Origin of the sequence: Pseudomonas sp. yb_2 (genome assembly GCF_043103905.1) — a bacterium.
GTDB lineage: Bacteria > Pseudomonadota > Gammaproteobacteria > Pseudomonadales > Pseudomonadaceae > Aquipseudomonas > Aquipseudomonas alloputida.
In genome coordinates this window covers 42,055-60,175 of record NZ_JBICKH010000055.1, presented here as the reverse complement: position 1 = coordinate 60,175, position 18,121 = coordinate 42,055, and the positions used below count along the sequence as shown (strand labels likewise).

General features: G+C 58.3%; 14 protein-coding genes, 1 tRNA gene and 1 pseudogene. 9 read left to right on the top strand and 7 right to left on the bottom strand.

The features are described 5' to 3' along the window. Window positions 1–4 precede the first annotated feature (4 nt). Window positions 5–709 carry a LexA family transcriptional regulator gene (locus tag ACF8FB_RS13625; RefSeq protein ID WP_010954860.1) on the bottom strand — a complete coding sequence of 235 codons (705 nt, stop codon included), beginning with the start codon at window positions 707–709 and terminating at the stop codon, window positions 5–7. 87 nt (window positions 710–796) lie between these two features. On the opposite strand from ACF8FB_RS13625, the gene ACF8FB_RS13620 reads away from it, so the two are divergent. Together ACF8FB_RS13620 and ACF8FB_RS13615 are read left to right on the top strand one after the other, a co-directional pair. Then, window positions 797–1,096 (top strand): DUF6124 family protein, encoded by a 300-nt coding sequence (locus ACF8FB_RS13620; protein ID WP_010954861.1) that lies wholly within the window; start codon window positions 797–799, stop codon window positions 1,094–1,096. Window positions 1,097–1,544: 448 nt separating this feature from the next. Then, window positions 1,545–2,060 carry a DUF4880 domain-containing protein gene (locus ACF8FB_RS13615; protein ID WP_129933777.1) on the top strand — a complete coding sequence of 172 codons (516 nt, stop codon included), beginning with the start codon at window positions 1,545–1,547 and terminating at the stop codon, window positions 2,058–2,060. A gap of 133 nt (window positions 2,061–2,193) precedes the next feature. On the opposite strand, the gene tssM is transcribed toward ACF8FB_RS13615, so the two are convergent. Genes tssM through vasI form a run of 3 tightly spaced genes read right to left on the bottom strand, consistent with a single transcriptional unit; the run spans window position 2,194 to window position 7,903 of the window. Next, window positions 2,194–5,820 carry a type VI secretion system membrane subunit TssM gene (tssM, locus tag ACF8FB_RS13610; RefSeq protein WP_392511462.1) on the bottom strand — a complete coding sequence of 1,209 codons (3,627 nt, stop codon included), beginning with the start codon at window positions 5,818–5,820 and terminating at the stop codon, window positions 2,194–2,196. Further along, entirely contained in the window at window positions 5,817–7,283 is a 1,467-nt protein-coding gene (gene tssA / locus ACF8FB_RS13605; RefSeq protein WP_392511461.1) for a type VI secretion system protein TssA, read from the bottom strand. Before tssA ends, tssM begins: the two co-directional genes overlap by 4 nt. Further along, window positions 7,271–7,903, bottom strand: coding sequence for a type VI secretion system-associated protein VasI (vasI, locus tag ACF8FB_RS13600; RefSeq protein ID WP_392511460.1), 633 nt, complete (start codon window positions 7,901–7,903; stop codon window positions 7,271–7,273). The genes tssA and vasI overlap by 13 nt, the downstream gene beginning before the upstream one ends. A gap of 274 nt (window positions 7,904–8,177) precedes the next feature. Between vasI and tssB the strand changes: the two genes are divergently transcribed. The 3 genes and pseudogenes from tssB to ACF8FB_RS13585 form a co-directional block, all read left to right on the top strand. Further along, window positions 8,178–8,681: a type VI secretion system contractile sheath small subunit gene (gene tssB / locus ACF8FB_RS13595; protein ID WP_392511459.1), complete on the top strand. Its 504-nt coding sequence runs from the start codon at window positions 8,178–8,180 to the stop codon at window positions 8,679–8,681. A gap of 17 nt (window positions 8,682–8,698) precedes the next feature. Then, window positions 8,699–10,186, top strand: coding sequence for a type VI secretion system contractile sheath large subunit (tssC, locus tag ACF8FB_RS13590; RefSeq protein ID WP_392509211.1), 1,488 nt, complete (start codon window positions 8,699–8,701; stop codon window positions 10,184–10,186). Next, window positions 10,183–13,281 (top strand): annotated as a pseudogene (locus ACF8FB_RS13585) (DUF6531 domain-containing protein); the annotation flags it as partial. The gene tssC and the pseudogene ACF8FB_RS13585, both read left to right, overlap by 4 nt. Here the strand turns inward: ACF8FB_RS13585 and ACF8FB_RS13580 are convergent. Then, entirely contained in the window at window positions 13,270–14,187 is a 918-nt protein-coding gene (locus ACF8FB_RS13580) for an RHS repeat domain-containing protein (protein ID WP_392511458.1), read from the bottom strand. The pseudogene ACF8FB_RS13585 and the gene ACF8FB_RS13580 sit on opposite strands and share 12 nt — an antisense overlap. 54 nt (window positions 14,188–14,241) lie before the next feature. Here ACF8FB_RS13580 and ACF8FB_RS13575 point away from each other — a divergent pair, with 54 nt between their 5' ends. The 4 genes from ACF8FB_RS13575 (at window position 14,242) to ACF8FB_RS13560 (ending at window position 17,237) form a co-directional block, all read left to right on the top strand. Beyond that, window positions 14,242–15,003: an RHS domain-containing protein gene (locus tag ACF8FB_RS13575; protein ID WP_392511457.1), complete on the top strand. Its 762-nt coding sequence runs from the start codon at window positions 14,242–14,244 to the stop codon at window positions 15,001–15,003. Window positions 15,004–15,031: 28 nt separating this feature from the next. Further along, window positions 15,032–15,598: a hypothetical protein gene (locus ACF8FB_RS13570; RefSeq protein WP_392509105.1), complete on the top strand. Its 567-nt coding sequence runs from the start codon at window positions 15,032–15,034 to the stop codon at window positions 15,596–15,598. 325 nt (window positions 15,599–15,923) lie between these two features. Continuing rightward, window positions 15,924–16,199 (top strand): hypothetical protein, encoded by a 276-nt coding sequence (locus ACF8FB_RS13565; RefSeq protein WP_010954880.1) that lies wholly within the window; start codon window positions 15,924–15,926, stop codon window positions 16,197–16,199. Window positions 16,200–16,559: 360 nt separating this feature from the next. Next, window positions 16,560–17,237 (top strand): DsbA family protein, encoded by a 678-nt coding sequence (locus tag ACF8FB_RS13560; protein WP_392509104.1) that lies wholly within the window; start codon window positions 16,560–16,562, stop codon window positions 17,235–17,237. 158 nt (window positions 17,238–17,395) lie between these two features. On the opposite strand, the gene ACF8FB_RS13555 is transcribed toward ACF8FB_RS13560, so the two are convergent. Then, window positions 17,396–17,471, bottom strand: a tRNA-Gly gene (locus tag ACF8FB_RS13555). Between the two features lie 63 nt (window positions 17,472–17,534). Beyond that, window positions 17,535–18,095 (bottom strand): CDP-diacylglycerol--glycerol-3-phosphate 3-phosphatidyltransferase, encoded by a 561-nt coding sequence (pgsA, locus tag ACF8FB_RS13550; RefSeq protein ID WP_010954882.1) that lies wholly within the window; start codon window positions 18,093–18,095, stop codon window positions 17,535–17,537. Between the last annotated feature and the right edge of the window lie 26 nt (window positions 18,096–18,121).

The following is an 18,121-nucleotide window of genomic DNA, read 5'->3' as shown; positions in this document are numbered from 1 at the left end:
CCTTTCAAAAAGCCCCATGCACCCGCACGACCACCCCAAGAAATTCGCAACCCTCTTCGCACAACAGCGCCGGGTAGTTACTGTTCAATGCCTTCAGATAACGCTGCCCACCTTCCTCGGCCAGCTCGCGGAAAATCGCCGGCTTGCCCGGCTGACGAGCGATAACCAAACGCCCCGCCTCAGCCTCTACACCTGGGTCCACCAGCATCCGCATGCCCTGCGGCACACTGCGGCCACTGACAGCGCTCATGGCATCGTTTTCCACGGTTAGCCAGAACGCCTTGCCCTGTGCCAGGTAGTCAGTCTGCTCGAAAACAGCAGGCTCTACAGCCGTCGCAGCCTCTAACTCACTCCAACCCAGCACCGGGTAACGGAAGCAAACGATGTACCGCATGAGGTCGAGTTCATCATCGTCTGCTATCTCGTAAACACTACGCTCCTCGCCAACCTGCCCCTGGATACGCAGCTGCAGGCTGACGTTGTAATGAGGCATTCCAAGCTCGACGAACGTGCGGTTCATCGATTCGATTTTCGGCTGACGCCGCTTGTTCACCCAATGACCGACACTGCCTTGAGACACACCAACGCGCTCGGCAAGCTGCTCTTGAGTGAGCCCTAGCTCCTCCATCCGGTCACGGACGAGGGCAATCCATTTATCCATATTCATCGCTGGCACGATACGGACTGCCTTCAAGCGCTCAATAAACATTCAGTATTATTTATCGGGAAGAATAAAAATACTGTAGGTATTACCATCGACCTGACCCCTTCCCTACTGGCTCCGGCAGGTATCAGGATGAAACTACCGAAAAACGACGAAACAGATCTCGACAGCGAAGCCGCCCGCCGCGCGCTCGACTATTACCTCAACCCCAACCCACCGCGGCCCACCCTGGACAACAGGATCTGGACCCTGCACGAAGGCGTAACCGGCGAACAGGCCAAGGAACACGCCATCGCCCTGCTGCGCTGCGCTGCGGCCACCGCCCAGGAAACCGCCACCCACCAGCACGGCAGCCAGCGCGAACTGACGTTCGCGTTGATGCACATGATGGACATGGCTCGCGCACTGCTGGAGCACAAACACACCGAGTGACCGGGTTTATAGACAAGAAAGGAGGGAGAGTACGTGATGGCCGCGTAACGGCAGAAGCCCCGATTGCCGGGACAAGGAAGCGCGCCGGTAAAACTTTTTTACCGGATTAGCGAAAATTCATTTGACTGCCAAATGATAACGATTATTATTGCACTCAGCTGATCGCGAGATCCGCTGGATAACCTGAAAGCTTAGGTCGCTCTCAGATTATCTCCTCATCAGGCTAATCACGGTTTTTGACCCGGCTTTTTTGCCGGGTCTTTTTTTTGGCTCTTCAGGCTAATGAAGATCGTGATGGCGCGCATGATAGCAAAGGTGTTTCAGGGCGTGAACGCTCGTTACAAAACTTTGCGGAATCAGCACTTGAGAATCAATATCGTTTCGACTACGCTGTTTCCGCATCAAGGAAGATGCCCCCTCCTCCCCTTTATAGAGCAAGGAGCTGTCCATGACCCGTCTGCTGCTGCCCCTTGAGCACCCCACTCCTGCTACCGAGCATGATGCCGACGATGCCCTGCTGCATGCACTGAGGCGGCTACCACGGCGCGTACAGCAAGTATTCCTGCTTAACCGCCTCGATCAGCTGGACTTCGCCAGCATTGCTGTGCGCCTTGACCTGCCACTGGCGAGTATCGAGCGCAACATGGGCCAGGCGCTGCAAGCCGGCCGCTCGCGCCGGGATGTGCTGGCGAGCGTGGCCGGGCAATGGTATGTGCGCTTGCAGAGCCCGCAGGTGACGGCGTGCGAGCGTATCGACTTCCGCCGCTGGCTGGATGCCGATACGGCGAACTTGCAGGCGTTTCACGATACGGAACTGCGGTGGCGCAGCCTGCTGGCGCCGGCACGGCAATTGGGCCATGACGGCTGGTATCGGCAAGGCCGGGCGGCGCTGTCGCTGGGTGGCTGCTCGGTTGCGGTCGGGCTGGGTGTGGCGGCGTTGGTGCTGGTTGGGTTCTGGGCTTGATCAGCGCTTCAGCATGCCTGTACGTCCCTGCCGCTGAGCATGCACCGTGCGCATGCCCCACTTCAGTTGCTCGATAGCCTGGGTACAGTAATGCCGCGCCTGGACTCGCGCTTCGTTTTGCACCACCTCCTGCTTACATGACAGGCACATCCGCCTGCTCGACCAACGCCACCCTGGCTGGCTGTTGCAACAACCCTCGGGGCAACCGAAAACCTTTGAACGGTTGTTGAGTAATTGGGTTGAAGGCTTTTTCCGCGTTCAGCCGGTAGCGCATCACACCATCACCCGTCCTGAAGCTCAGGTCCACGCTGGTTGCCGTACGTCCATTGAGCGAACCGCGGCTCAGCAGGCGGAACATCGACCAAGGCCCTCGATACTCCAGGCTGCTGCTATTGCCGTTCTGCCTGAGCAGGGTCAGGTTGCTGCGCACGTGTTGCCCCAAGGTATTGGGCCAGACAATACCGGTGATCTGGCTTGGGCCGTGGGTGTAGGAAATCAGCTGGCCATCCAGATCCAGCAGGCTGGTGCGTTGATTTGCACTAAGCCCCAACGGCTCGATACTGAACTGCACGCTGAGGTTACCGCGCTGATCAAAGAACGTTTCGCGGATGCGATCGGCCCGTTCCAGCTGCTCGATCACATCGGTACGGATCAGGGATCGCCCCTGCAAACCATTCTGCAAGGCTTCCAGATTGTCCTTGAGGAAAAGCTTCAGATATTGATCCTGGAACTGCTGCAGTCGCCCATTCGGCCCGAAGAACGCTTCAAAGTCTTCCAGCGAAGCGTCGGGTGCCCTGACTACGAAAGGGTAGCGCTCTGCCAGGCGCTGCTGGAAGAAGCTGTAGACTTCAGCATCCCATCGCCGCTCCAACTCGCGCAGCGCTTCAACGTTCAGCACCTGTGCCGTTTGATCTGCCACCTTTCTAACGTGGTGATTGATTGGCTCCGGCAAGCCAGTGGCAACGCGTTGCAAGGTGCCGATGGGGTCGTGCCCGGTCATTGAAAAGCGTTGATGCACTGCGTGCAGCGCAGCCTTGCCTCGGTCTGGGCTACCCTGTACCGCCTTGGCATAGTCGTGGACGGCGACTATGGCTGCGTGGGTTTCATCGTAGTAGCTCGGTTTTTCGCCTGCAGCGTGCAACATGGCGCTCAAGCCTGCAAACGCCCGCTGAATGACCAGCGCCTGTTGTTGCTCAGGCTTGCTGTTGATCGAAACGGGCGAAGGGGCCTCATCCGCCACGCCAACATTAACCGGTGATAACAGCGAACTGTTGTCGCGAACCGTCTCCAGCAATCGGTGCAACGGCGCCGCTGGCCCGGCCAACTGTTCAAGGATCGTGACGCCATGATCCAGGTCTCGAAAATCCGCCACGGAGAATGCGTTCAAGGCGCGGCGCCAGCTGTCGATGTAGTCGGCGCTGTACAGGTTGCGCAGGCGCTCGTTCAGCGCAGCCTGGTCGGCATCGGAGTAATCCAGTTGAGCACGTTCCCCCAGTGCCCACTGGTCGATCATGGCCATTTCCGTAAAGCGCTGACTACGCGGTTCAAAGTACTCCTTGAAGCCTTTGGCGGTGAGCATTGGCGCCAGCAAAACACCATTGTCGCCCTGGCTCGAGCCGGAAGACAGCTGGTAAACGACATCGAACGCAGGCCCCACCTGATGACGCAGGTCCAGACCGGTATGCAACTGCTCCTGGGCCTGCTGCTTCAGGCCCGCATACACGCGTTGTGGCAACGGCACCTTACGCAATGTCTGCTGCACGTGGCTGACACGCTGGCGATACTGCGGCAGGTCGGTATCCGCGTAGGTCAGCGCATACTTCAGGTGCCGCATGAGGTCTCGTTGCAGCTGCCCCTGGCCGGGGAACGCCTGTTGCCACTGTCGCGCCATCCAGTCCTCGACCCATTCCGCTCGACGGTTCCGGCGATCCTCAAGCATCCGGTAAACCCGGAGCGCGGCCATTTGCTGCTCGCTGCCGGGGGGCGCCGCATCCATGGCCTCGATCACGCCGCTGGCCAACGCAGGCAAGAAGCGCCTGGACAACAAGCTGAGGTACGCCTCATCCACGGTCGGCCCGATGGTACGGCCCTGGTACAGCCCCAGATCAGCAACACCCGGCCACGCAGCGCGGTAGTCGCCAAACACTGCTACCGCATCGCGGATCTGGTCCAGCGGCTCCAGCAAGTTGCGCCCGGTCGGGTCCAGACGCTGATCCACTTCGTGATGGCTGTACTCCCGGCTCTTGGCCAGCACGCTGGCGGCCTTGACGCCATTGATGTCGAAGTAACGATGCCAGCTGGCGATGGCGACGCAGAAGGCCAGAACGCCTACAGAAGAACCCACCCACAGCAGTTGGCGCTTGCGCCGAGCCACCCTGACGTTATCGCCGGCAAGGCCGGCCTCTTTGTAGATGACCCGCCCAAAGGCCTGTTGAATGAAGTAGGCCAACGCCTTGGCCTGCGGCTTGCCCTCAAGCAACGGGAGGCTGGTCTTGTAAGGCTGCGCCGCCTCACGGACAAAGGCGTTGCGCACGTCACCGTGCTGTACGACTGACGACCAATACACACCGCGCACCAGCGCCGGGGTGGTGAAACGGTCACTTGCCAAGGTCTCGCGCAGAAAACTCAACAGCATTGGACGCAACCCGAGCAACTGCCTATGCAGTGAGTAGAGACGTGAACGCAACGCAGGGCTACCCTGCACGTCCAGACGATCGATCACCTGCTCGAACAGCTGCTCCAGCAACCGATCGTAGTGTTCGCCATACTCGCCCAGCCAAGCGTCGAAGGTGTCGACAGCATCCAGCTTGAACGTGAATCCAAACAGGCTATTGCGCTTGGCGGCCGAAAGCTTGCTGTAGAATTGGTCGAAGCCGTCCAGCAGATCGAACTTGCTCAACACGACATACAGCGGCAAGCGCGAGCCCAACTGGCTGCTCACCTCGTAAAGACGTGTGCGCAGCAGGTGGGCAAGGGCCGTGCGTTGCTCGACGGTACCGTGCAGTAGCGCAGGCAGGTCGACAACCAGCACCAGGCCGTTGAGGGCTCTCTGGCTTCGATTGCGCTGCAGCCAATCCAACAGATGCTGCCACAGTTTGGCTTGGGTTCCAGACGGTACCGAAGACTCAACGTCAGTGGAGTCACTGCCCAGCGAATCTACGAGGCCGGTCTGGCTGATAAAGGCACCGGGCGGGTCGATGATCACCGCATCATTGCTGATCCACCACCCCACGGGGTAGGCGAGCGCCTGCGCTGGCCGGCCCCGTGCCTGCGCCTTGTCGATGCGGGTCAACGAGAAACTTTGATCGGTGCAGTCAATAAAGCTGCTCTTGCCGGCCTGCCTGGCGCCCAGCACGAGGTACCACGGCAATCGGTACAGCGCGCGACGCCCACCGGCATTGTCCAGGTAGCGTGCGAGCCCTTGGCTCAACGCCTTCTCTTGTGCATGAACGAACGGTTGCGTCGGATCCACCTCGGCAGCCATCGCCTGCTGACGTTCTGCTTGCAAGCGACGAAAGCGCGTTCTCAAGACAACCAGCCAGCTCAACAGCGCCACCAACACGAACACCAGGCTGGCCATACTACGATGCGCCACACTGGCCAACGGCTGCTGATCGCGCCACGTCCATTGCGGGCCGAGCCACCAGATGGCGACCAGCATCAGCACAGCGCCAAGCCCAAGTAGCAGCGGCATTGCCAGACCGATACGGGTCATCAGCGGCCAGCCCCAACGTTTGAGGTACTTCCAGAGTTGATTCATCGAGGCTCCTGCTCCTTGTTCCGATCGGCCAGCACGTGGGAGGACGCGTATTGTTGAAGCCGCTGGAATACCTCGGGCTCCCAGTCGCTGGCGGTGGTTTGCTGCATCGTGCGCGCTACCCCGGCGCACAGGTCCTGGGCTAACCAGGACACGCCTCGTGCGGCCAACAGGTCCGCTGCGATGAGGGTGGTATGGCAGCGCTCGCGAGGGGCTCGAAAATCTGCCTGCATCCCCTGCAGCCTTAGCAACACCGGTTCTACGCCGCCGCTTTCCAGCTGGCTGACCAGTTCTTCGCGAAGGCTGGTGAACTCTTGGGAAGCTTCGGCTTGCTCGGATTGCCCGTCTGCCCCTTTGAGCCAGGCCAGGCATTGGTCGTCGACAAACACCCGACCGTCGCTGAAGCACAGCTGCTGCAGCGCTGGCATGCGCAGCACGAAACGAGCGGTCGCCGCACGGATGGTCTCAGCCACTTCGCCCATCGCCAGCCGCGACGCGGCGGTCGCGGCAAGAAAGCTGCCGCGAATCCAGAAGGGCGAAGCCGACACACTTTTTTCAACCCGCTGGAGCAACGCCGCGTCGATTACGTTACCGGCTATGGCCTCCTCGTAGTCGCTGGCAATATCCCGCGGCACTGCCATCAACTCTGTACGGTTGCCCTGCCGGGTTTGCGGTGCGGCCTGAATGTGGGCCCACAGGCCGAAGCGACGCAGTTGATAGCCGGTAGGGTCGTACGGATCCTGCTGGTTGATCAGCTCGGCCATGCTCAACATGGCTCGGCGCGTCTCGCGCTCGTTACCGATCGACATGCGGGGTTTTGGCGTGGCGATGACATCAGCCTGCTGCGCAGGTTGCGGGCTCTCCACCGGCGCCTTGGGCGCATCGCGCTCGCCAATACCATTGGCAAGCGCCGTGTGTTTGTGCAACAGGCGCTCCAGCTCACCCAGAACAGCCGGGTCAAGCTGGGCAGCTTGCTGCTGACACATCAAACGGGCCAATGCACGCTTCGCCGCTGCGGCGTGAGCCGGGGTGTACGTGAAACGATCAAGGCGCGGCAGCGCATCGATCAAGCGATTGAGCACCAGGCCAACGACCTTGCGCTTGGTCAGGAAGCCCTTCGGACCAGGCGTTGGATGAGCGGTTTCCCAATAGCCCTCGATCATTCCGCCCAGCAACGCCAAGGTGAACCCCCAGCGCTCCCAACAGCCACTGCGCAGCCACGCAACGCTCAAGTGCGCGACGATCCGCAGATGCTTGCACTGTCGCTCCAGGTACTGAGCAGAGGCCTCCTCGATGTAGTTCCAGTCGATAGACGCTTCCTGCAGCCCACCCAGCTTGACCATCTCCTGGTCAATGGCCTGGTAGGTTTCGTCTTCCACATCGAACAGTCCCGCCGGCACCTGGGTATCGATGGGTGCGAGCAACCGTGTGACTTCTTGCGCCTCGACCTCAGCTACCAGCGACATGTCTTGCGAGCCTCGTCGATAAGCGGGTCCAGCCCCTGAGCGTCAAAAACGAGTCCATCAACGGCAGGGTTGTCGCTCTCTACGTGAATGCGATGGGCCCCGATCAATTGCCTGATCTGCTCGATACCCGGCAAGCCTCTGCCGGCGTCGAGCACTTGGCCGTTTTCCATCACTTGCCACGGTGTGGGTACAGTAGCGCCCCGCTCCCCTCTCAACCGCACCTGCACTCGGCTGGCATCGACGGGTTGGGCGGTGACCAGTTGCAACCTCGAGATGTTCTGCACGCAGCTGATGATCAGGTAGGGGTGCGGTGCAACTGAAGCAATCGCAGGGGCAGAGATCATGAGCCCGCCTTCTTCAGACCTGAGGCGAAACATCAAGTCCTCGGGCGCCCGCCCCGTCTCATGGATCAATACGCGACGCAACGTGGGCGCTTCCAGTTCCTGCGCTGACCACTGTCGGTGCGGCGTGAATCCCGGCGTACCCGCCGCCTGATCGAAACACGCCAGGCGTTCGATATTGGACACGATCCGTGGGCAGTCCTGCGATGCACGGGTCAAGGCAGGCATTAACAAGAACAGGAATGAAAGTCCGACGCCACCTGCATAACGAATAATCATCTCACCTTAACTCTCCCACTCAATCGTACACATGCCCGTGAATTAACCCAGCCATCCCAACAGCGGAAAAGAGGCTAGTACATAAACTCAATTCTATTCAAGAATTTATTTTGTTACATATTTGAACTCGACGCTCAACGATTATCCAGCGCATGGTTTTTACGCAACGAATAACTCAAATCCCAAGAATCATGCTTATTAAACGTTTAACGCGCAAGCTTACTTGTAGGAAGCGTCCTACATATAAAACCCACACTAAAAAAGATATATAACCATGACTAAACGCTCCGATTCCGTTGCACCCAAAGAACGCATCAACATCAAATATGTGCCCGCCACCGGTGACGAGCAGGCCGAGGTAGAGCTGCCGCACAAGATGATGGTGCTGGGCGACTTCGGCCTCGATGACAGCCGCTCCCTCGAAGACCGCCAGGTCATGCGCATCGATAAACACACCTTCAACAACGTGTTGAATGACGCCGATGTGAGCCTGGCCATGTCGGTGCCCTCCGCGCTTGACGCTACTCCGGATGCAGAGCTGGCAGTCAACCTGCAATTCAAGTCCATCCAGGACTTCGGGCCAGACCGCATAGCACGGCAGGTGCCCGAGCTGAACAAGCTGCTGCAGTTGCGTGAAGCGCTGGTTGCCCTGAAAGGCCCACTGGGCAACGTGCCCACCTTCCGCAAACAGCTGCAGCAGCTTCTGAACGACGCGCATGCCCGCAAGCAACTCGCGCAAGAACTCGACCTGGTGCTTGAAGCGCCAAAAGCAGACTGAGACAACGGAGCGTCCCCATGCCAAAGCCAAGCACAACTGTCACTGTTGAAACACAGGCCGAAACACTGAGCAATGCCACCTTGCTCGACCAGATCATGGCAGAGACCAAGTTGGTTCCCACACAAGAGGGTTACCAAGTGGCCAGGCAGGGTGTATCCGCCTTCATTGCCGAAATTCTAAAAAACAATGACCCAGATCAATTGATCAACAAACACCGCGTCGACCAGATGATTGCCGAGCTGGATCGGGTCCTCAGCAAGCAGATGGATGCCATTCTGCATGAACCCGCGTTCCAGCAACTTGAATCCGCGTGGCGAAGCCTCAAACTTCTGGTCGACCGTACGGACTTTCGCGAGAACATCAAGCTCGAAGTCTTGCACGTCAGCAAGGAAGACCTGCTCGATGACTTCGAGAACGCCGCCGACATTACCTGCAGTGGTATTTATAAACACGTCTATACCGCCGGCTACGGCCAGTTCGGTGGCGAGCCGGTCGCGGCAATGGTTGGCAACTACAACTTCGGCCCCTCTTCGCCTGATATCAAACTGTTGAGCTACATGGCGTCAGTCGGTGCCATGTCGCATGCGCCCTTCATTGCGGCACCCTCCCCAGAGTTCTTCAACCTGAGCAGCTTCGAAGCGCTACCCAACCTGAAAGAAATCAAAGACATCTTCGCCGGCCCACGGCATGCCAAGTGGCGCGCGTTCCGCGAGAGCGAAGATGCCCGCCACATCGCGCTGACCGGGCCGCGCTTCATGCTGCGCTCCGCCTACCATCACCAGGACCAGCCGATCAGCAGCTTCAATTACGATGAGAACATCAACGGCCGGCACGACAATTACCTGTGGGGCAGCTCAGCCTTCCTGTTGGCCAGCTGCATTAACGACAGCTTTGCCCGCTACCGCTGGTGCCCCAACATCATCGGCCCGCAATCGGGAGGTGCCGTCGAAGGCCTGCCGGTGCATCTGTACGAATCGCTGGGCCAGCTGCAGGCCAAGATCCCTACCGAGGTACTGATTTCCGACCGCAAGGAGTTCGAGCTGGCCGAAGAGGGCTTTATCGCCCTGACCATGCGCAAGGACAGCGACAACGCCGCGTTCTTCTCAGCCAACTCGGTGCAGAAGCCGAAAAACTTCCCCAAGACACCCGAAGGCCTGCAGGCACAGACCAACTACAAGCTCGGCACCCAACTGCCCTACCTGTTCATCGTCAATCGCCTGGCCCACTACATCAAGGTGCTGCAGCGCGAGCAGATCGGCAGCTGGAAGGAGCGACGGGACCTTGAGTCCGAACTCAACAAATGGATCAAGCAATACGTCGCCGACCAGGAAAACCCTTCGGCCGATGTGCGCAGCCGTCGGCCGTTGCGTGCTGCCAGGGTCGAGGTCTCGGACGTGGCGGGTGATCCGGGCTGGTACCAGGTCTCGCTCGCCGTGCGCCCGCACTTCAAGTACATGGGCGCGAACTTCGAAATTTCCCTGGTAGGCCGGCTCGACACGCAATGAGTGGTTTCTTCGATCGCTTGATGGCGGACCCGTCCGCCATCCGGGAGCCCGCTGCGCGCGCGGCCGGCATCACTGGCCCACCGGGGGGCGGCGCAGCCGATACTGAACAACAGGAACCGTCCATCCTGGAGAACGTCGGTTCCATGGCCATGGCTGCGGTGCCTTATCTCGTCCCGTTCGTGGGGCTGGGGATGGCCATACGTGACATCTTCAACCCGCCCGTGACCACACCGGCCGACCCAGGCTCGGAGCCCGCTGAAGGAGACAAGATCAGCTGTTCGCGCCACCCGCCCCTGCCCGACACCTTCATTGCGCAAGGCTCGGACAAGGTATTCATCAATGGCCAACCCGCAGCGCGTTCAGGTGACAAGACCACCTGCGATGCCACGATTGATGTGAATGAAAACGTATCGCCCAATGTGCGCATGGGTGGCGGTACGGCGACGGTCCGGGACATTCGCAACGGCAAGAGCAAGATTGCGATGTTTACCGGGATCATTGCGGGGATGCTTATCTCCCGAAGGTTTGGCCGCATCAAAGGGTGCACATTAGGTAACCCGGTTGCCGTTGCCACAGGGAGCAAGCTGCAGGAGGGGCCGGAGGACATCGATTTCAATCTCCCAGGCTTGCTGGGCATCCAATGGGCACGGCGCTACGACAGCAGGGACATGCGCAGCGACGGTCTACTGGGGATGGGTTGGAGTGTCCCCTATGAAGTGGAGCTGGCCCGCGTCCCACATCCTCAAGGCGGTACGCTTTGGATCTACATCGACAACGACGGTAACCGACTGGAACTGGGCCGCCTCAGTGCCGGTGATGCCTTCATCAGTGCCGTGGACGGCTTGGCCTTCTTCCAGCTGGAGGACGGCCAGACCGTTGTCGAAGATATCAATGAAGGGCTTTATCGGGTCTTCGATACCGACCCGCTGAATCCGAAACGCTCACGGCTGATCAGGCTCGGCGACCGCAATCTCAATTGCCTCGACCTGCTGTACGACGAACAAGGGCGCCTGAAAGCCCTCTATGACAAGTACGGCCAAACGGTCGTGCAGCTTCACTATGCCGCCAGGCATCCCCAGCGTGTCAGTGAGGTATCACGGGTGTTCCTGAATAACGGTGGAACACCGACGGTAGAACACAGCGAACTGCTGGTCAGCTATCGCTACACCGACAACGGGCAACTGCATGAGGTATTGGATGCGACGGATCAACGAGTCCGCCGCTTCACTTACACCCCCGAGGGCTATCTCAATAGCCATCAACTGGCTAGCGGTGCTGTCCGCGAATACGAATGGGCGCGCTTCGCCATTCCTGAAACGCGCCCTGCCCCCAAGCGCCTGGACGGTACACCCTACCGCTTGCCTCCACTGCTGGAGCCCCAACCCGATCACGAGTGGCGGGTGATTCGCCACTGGGGCAGCGATGGTGAAGAGTACCGGTTCGAGTACAACCTGGAAGCCGGTGAAACCCTCGTCACGGACAACCTCGGCCGCCGTGATCACTACTACTGGGGGCCACTGTACGAGGTCTATAAGCACATCGACCCTCAGGGCAACTGCTGGCTGGCGGAAGTGATCGCCGGACAGTTGATCAAGCGCATCGACCCACAAGGAGGCGAATGGCGCTACAGCTACGACGATATCGGCCGCCTGATCGAAACCCGCGATCCCCTCGGCCGCCGCGAACACATCAAATACCTGCGACATTGGGCACTGCCCGTCCAGGTCACCGATACAGCCGGGCGAACTCGGCAATACGGCTACGACAGCCACGGCAATCTGCTCTGGCAGCAGGACCCGCTGGGGCGCGAGACACAGTATCAATACAACCCGGAAGGCCGTGTTACCCAGGTCACCGATGCCCTCGAAAAGAGCAAGTACCTGAGCTGGAACACGTGCGGTCAGTTGCTCAGCTACCGCGACTGCAGCAATGCCCAGACGCTGTATCACTACGACGCCCATGGCCGCTTGCGTGAAAGCATCAATGCCCGGGGTGAACACACCCACTTTCGCTACGACGCACGTGGCTATCTGGTCGAAAGCGAACGCCCGGACGGCCGCCTCGATCGCTACGAAATTGATGTGGCCGGCCAGCTGACGCGCTATATCGACCCAGCACAGAAAACCCTGCAATTTCGCTACGACTCCAGCGGCCGATTGGTCGAACGCACCGACGCCATGGGCTACAGCGTGAAGTTCCGCTACGACGCCTATGGTCGGCTACTGCAACTCACCAACGAGAATGACGAGTCATACCGCTTCGGCTGGGACGAACTGGACCGGCTGGTGGCACAAAAAGACCTGGATGGCAGTGGCCGCCTCTATGCCTACAACGTGCTGGATGAGGTCATTCGTCTTACCCATGTGCCCTCGCCTGACGAGCAGCCGCCCCTGTCCGATAATGCCCCGCCGACACGAACGACCGCCATCCGCCATGACTTCGAGCGGGATGCCATCGGCCGGCTTGTCAGCAAGCGCACCGAAGATGGCACCACCGACTACCGCTACGACGCGGCCGACAATCTGCTGTCCATCACCTTCACAGACAACCAGGGCAAGAAGCAGCAACTCGATTACACCTACGACCCCAACGGGCAACTGCTCAGCGAAACCAACAGCGCTGGCTTGCTGCAGTACCGCTACGACGAACTGGGCAACCTGCAGACGCTAGGCCGTGTTACCTAGGTCACCGATGCCCTCGAAAAGAGCAAGTACCTGAGCTGGAACACGTGCGGTCAGTTGCTCAGCTACCGCGACTGCAGCAATGCCCAGACGCTGTATCACTACGACGCCCATGGCCGCCTACGCGAAAGCATCAATGCCCGGGGTGAACACACCCACTTCCGCTACGACGCACGTGGCTATCTGGTCGAAAGCGAACGCCCGGACGGTCGCATTGACCGTTATGAGGTCGATGTTGCCGGCCAGCTGACGCGCTACGCCGACCCTGCCCAGAAAACCCTGCAATTTCGCTACGATCCCAGCGGCCGGCTGGTCGAACGCACGGACGCCATGGGCTACAGCGTGAAATTCCGCTACGACGCCTATGGTCGGCTACTGCAACTTACCAACGAGAATGACGAGTCATACCGCTTCGGCTGGGACGAACTGGACCGGCTGGTGGCACAAAAAGACCTGGATGGCAGTGGCCGCCTCTATGCCTACAACGTACTGGATGAGGTCATTCGTCTTACCGGCCTTGTCGTACTTGAAATCCTCGACCTGCGTGGCCTGCCAGTTGGGGCGTGACTGCTGAACGGTTTGCAGCTGCTCGTTGAGGTCGTAGCCGTAGCGGTTGTGTCCCGCATAAGTCTTGCCCGTGTGGGGTAGGTCATGAAAGCGGCCGATGATCTGTTCGAGATGCGCGTTTTCGTCATTGGCGGCGTTTGTCATCCCACGGCGCTGTGTCTGGGTCAGTACCTCGGCAATCAGGTTGTCGCTGGCATCGTAGCGATAGGCCTTGTCCAGCAGCGGCAGCACTTCAACCGGGGCGTCGCGGTAGTGAATAGCCTTGCCGGCCAGGCGACCGCTGGTGTCGTAGCGTGTGCGGGTGACCAGTTTGCCCTGGGTCCGCAGGACCTCGTCGTGCACCGCATCGCGCTCGAAATCGCTGATCACCCGGCCGTTCAGGTTGATCTGGTGCAGGTGCCCGCTGCCGTAGTACAGGTGGTTGAGTTCGCGTTGGTCGGGCAGGACTAGCGTCTGCAGGTTGCCCAGTTCGTCGTAGCGGTACTGCAGCAAGCCAGCGCTGTTGGTTTCGCTGAGCAGTTGCCCGTTGGCGTCGTAGGTGTAGTCGAGTTGCTGTTTTTCTCCTTTGTTGTCAGTGAAGGTGATGGACAGCAGATTGTCGGCCGCGTCGTAGCGGTAGTCGGTGGTGCCCTCTTCAGTGCGCTTGCTGACAAGCCGGCCGATGGCGTCCCGCTCGAAGTCATGGCGGATGGCAGCCGTCCGTGTCGGCGGGGCGTTGTCGGACAGCGGCGGCTGCTCGTCAGGCGAGGGCACATAGGTAACCTGTTCGACGGCCCCAAGCTAAACGGCCTGATCAAGCACAACCGGGTGTTGGTTTATCAGGACAAGCGCTATCGCTACGACCGCTTTGGACGGTTGTGCGAGAAGCGGATCGGCAGCAACTGGGTGCAGTATTTCGAATATGACGCCGAACAGCGGCTGGTTTGCGTGGAGCAGTACCGCAGCGGCGAGCGTGAGCGGGTGGTGTTTGCCTATGACCCGCTGGGGAGGCGGATCAGCAAGGAGGTTTATCAGAGGGACTATCCAGAGCCGCGTAGGCGGGTGTTGTTTCACTGGCAAGGGTTGCGCTTGCTTCAAGAGGTGCAGAGCGGGCTGGCTAGCTTGTATGTGTATGCCACTCCGGACAGCTATGAGCCGCTAGCACGCATTGACGGAAAATTGGGTAGTGAAACGACACATTACTTTCACACCAACTTGGCAGGTCTACCAGAGCAGCTAACTGACTCTAGTGGCCTGACTATCTGGACCGCTCATGAGTTACTACAAAATGCCTGGTTAAAAAATCACCAATTTATAACAAACAGAAAGTCAGGTATTGCAAATACAAATCCAGCAATAGCATTACAAGAAAACACAATGCACAAAAACATATCGAAGCCACAAGCAAAGTACAGCCTACACAACCCGGAGACTTTGAAAAAACAGAGCGCAATACAAAACATAAATAGAAACACTGCAATAACACGCAGAGGCATATACGAGGATCTAGTAAAAACAGAGGCTGGGACCCTCAAAACGCTAAAATATTTGCCACCGAAAAAGCAATGGAACTCAGACAAAAATCAATAAAATTCACTAACAAACATGGATTAACAAAATGCCCATAAACAACCTAATCGCCAAAATTGATAAAAATTCATTCGACAAGAAAACTGGCAGGATCGGAGGAAACATTCCGACCATCCTCACAGGCATGGAGCAAAGTTTTGAAAACTATAATTTCTACGCATCATTCCAAAACCCTGACGACAAAAATAAGTATATATCAGTTTTAATCCCGAAAGATTACTCAAACATGATTGACAAAAATATATACCCCAACTGCTCAATAAAAGTATTCTCCCACGACTTCTCAGAAGAAAGCGAAAACGAAAACCATACGATAAAGCACCTTAACAAATCATACATTACAGACTATTGCGAAGTAGCCTCGGATGAGTTTAACTTTATAACTCGAGCGGAGACCCCCTTGTTAATACAAGACGAACCATTCTACTATAACGACCTGAGAAGAGATAATTACAGCTTTTTCATACAAATTGATGAAGATTATTATCCAGACAACTTAATTAGCGGAAACTATATATTCGGATATGGCTCACTTTACTTGTATAGAAATAACGATACCGGAATCATAATCGCAGGGTTTTGGCAGTTCTCATAGCCACATGAACTACGTACGTTCGCGAGTCCCTAGAAATATTCCCAAAGAAACGTATGCGACTCATGAACCCCACCTACTACAAAATGGAGCAGTACCAGGTTAAAACTTCCGAACCTATTTCGTCGCTACCCCGCTAAAAAAAATCGTAAGGCACCACGACTCGCCAGCCCATCTCGGGGCATGTATAAAATGCCCGAAACGAACGACCGCCATCCGCCATGACTTCGAGCGGGACGCAATCGGCCGGCTTGTCAGCAAGTGCACTGAAGATGGCACTACCTAACAAAAATTCGAATACCAGCCCCCCGACAATACACGAGAGAGATTGAAAAAATATTCTCTGAAACCAAGCCCTCGTGAGCAAAATGGTCATTCGGCGATGGAGGAAGCGCTGTACGAACCCACCATCCTGCGCCAGTTTGCCCCGTCATCGCCTGGAAAATCCGTTGATTCGTGCGTCAATCCAGATACGCAAGACAAGGCAACAGGACCAGAGAGTAACGCTTCAGCCGCTTGCCCGATTCGCCTTGGCCTACCTGAGGAATCAAACCGTGAATCCCCTCGCCAGCAAAACCGAAGCTCAGAAAAGCAGGCTGATTGAGCAGGGCTTCCAGGTTCAGCCTTGCACCTGCGCTGACGCATGCTGCCTGCAGGCCATGCGTTTCAAGGGGTAGAGGGACATTGTGTGAATTTTCTTCCAAACCGCCGCGGCGCCACTTCTATCGAAAGCGTTCAACCCCACAGCGTCCATCGTTGAAACAAAGGAGTAGCCGTTGTTCCGCACCGTGCCACCCGTTCATATCTGGCACTGGCGATGACGGAACCTGAAGAGCAAGCCAGCGTCATAGCCTCATGCAGCAACTCGGCATCAGTGGACTCGATGCCGCCCTCCGCATGACTCAGGATGGAAACGGCGCACCGGTTTCGAGCCGTTCGATCTGGAATTGCCAGGAGCAACAACATGCGCAAACGGATGAGTGCAACCAACCTAAAGTGGGCCTGCGGCTGGCTCGCAGCCGCGGTTTTGGCACTGTGCTGGTGGCTGCCGCTACCTTTTCGTTCCACCGCCGATGATGGCCCGCAGCAGATCTACGGCAACCCCGAAGCGCGCTTCACCATCACCCTCTACGCCGACCTCGAATGCCCGCGCTGCCAGGCCTACCTACCGCAACTGCAACGCTGGATCGTCACCAACGATCACGTCAACCTGGCCTGGCGTCACCTGCCCCTCCCCCAGCATGAACCGGCCGCAAGTCGGGAAGCGCGACTGATCGAATGCATGGGCCAGCGTGGGGGGCGCGAAGGCGTTTGGGGGGCGGTGCTCTGGGTCTACCTGCATGCTCAAGGCAACGGCCGTGGGTTGGCTGCTGGACACGACTATCCGGACATCGGCCCGTCCCTGCAACGCTGCCTGGCCGGCGAACGGGCTGCCCAAGTCGTGGACACGCAAAAAGCGCAAGCCTTGGAGAACGGATTCAACGCCACCCCCACGTTGCGCCTGACCGACAATCACACCCAGCACACCCTGATCCTGGAAGACCCAATCGATCCCGATGCCTTGCTGTCCGCAGTGGACCTGTTGAGCGCACCCGAGATCTTTGAAATGCCCGCTGACGTGATCAGCGATATGTCCAGGTAGCACACGACGTCACGGCCAGGGCGCCGCGTTGTGGTGTTTGTACTTGAATTTCGTGGAGGGCGGGGTATTGAGGCAGAATGCATTCGAACGAAAAAAGGCCCCGAAGGGCCTTTTTTCAACGACTTACAGACTTCGACTGAAACCTGTAGATCTTTATTTGGAGCGGGAAACGAGACTCGAACTCGCGACCCCGACCTTGGCAAGGTCGTGCTCTACCAACTGAGCTATTCCCGCGTCGTGATGGGTGCCATTCTAGCGATTTCTAAAACAGCGTCAACCCCTTGATTCAAAAAACTTTTATTTTTTTTCCGAGCCTTCGCGCAGGTGCGGCCAGGCGGCCAGCAGGTAGTGCACCATCGACCACAGCGTCAGCCCCGCTGCCACCAGCAGCAGCCCGTAGCCCAGGATCACCCAGAAGGTCACCACCGGCGGGTTGCCCAGCAGGATCACCAGCGCCAGCATCTGCGCCGCAGTCTTCCACTTACCGAGGTTGGACACCGCCACATGCGCCCGCGCGCCTAGCTCAGCCATCCACTCGCGCAGCGCAGACACCACGATCTCGCGGCCGATGATGACCGCCGCCGGCAGGGTCAGCCAGAAGTTGGCGTGGGTCTGCACCAGCAGCACCAGGGCCACTGCCACCATCAGCTTGTCGGCCACCGGGTCGAGGAAGGCGCCGAACGGCGTGCTCTGCTGCAGTCGACGGGCCAGGTAGCCGTCCAGCCAATCGGTGGCGGCGGCTACGGCGAATACGCTGCTGGCGGCCATGTAACTCCACTGATAGGGCATGTAGAACAGCAGAATGAAGCACGGAATGAGCAGGACGCGTAGAACGGTGAGCAGGTTTGGAATATTCATCGGTACGACTGGCTGCAAGTTGAGCC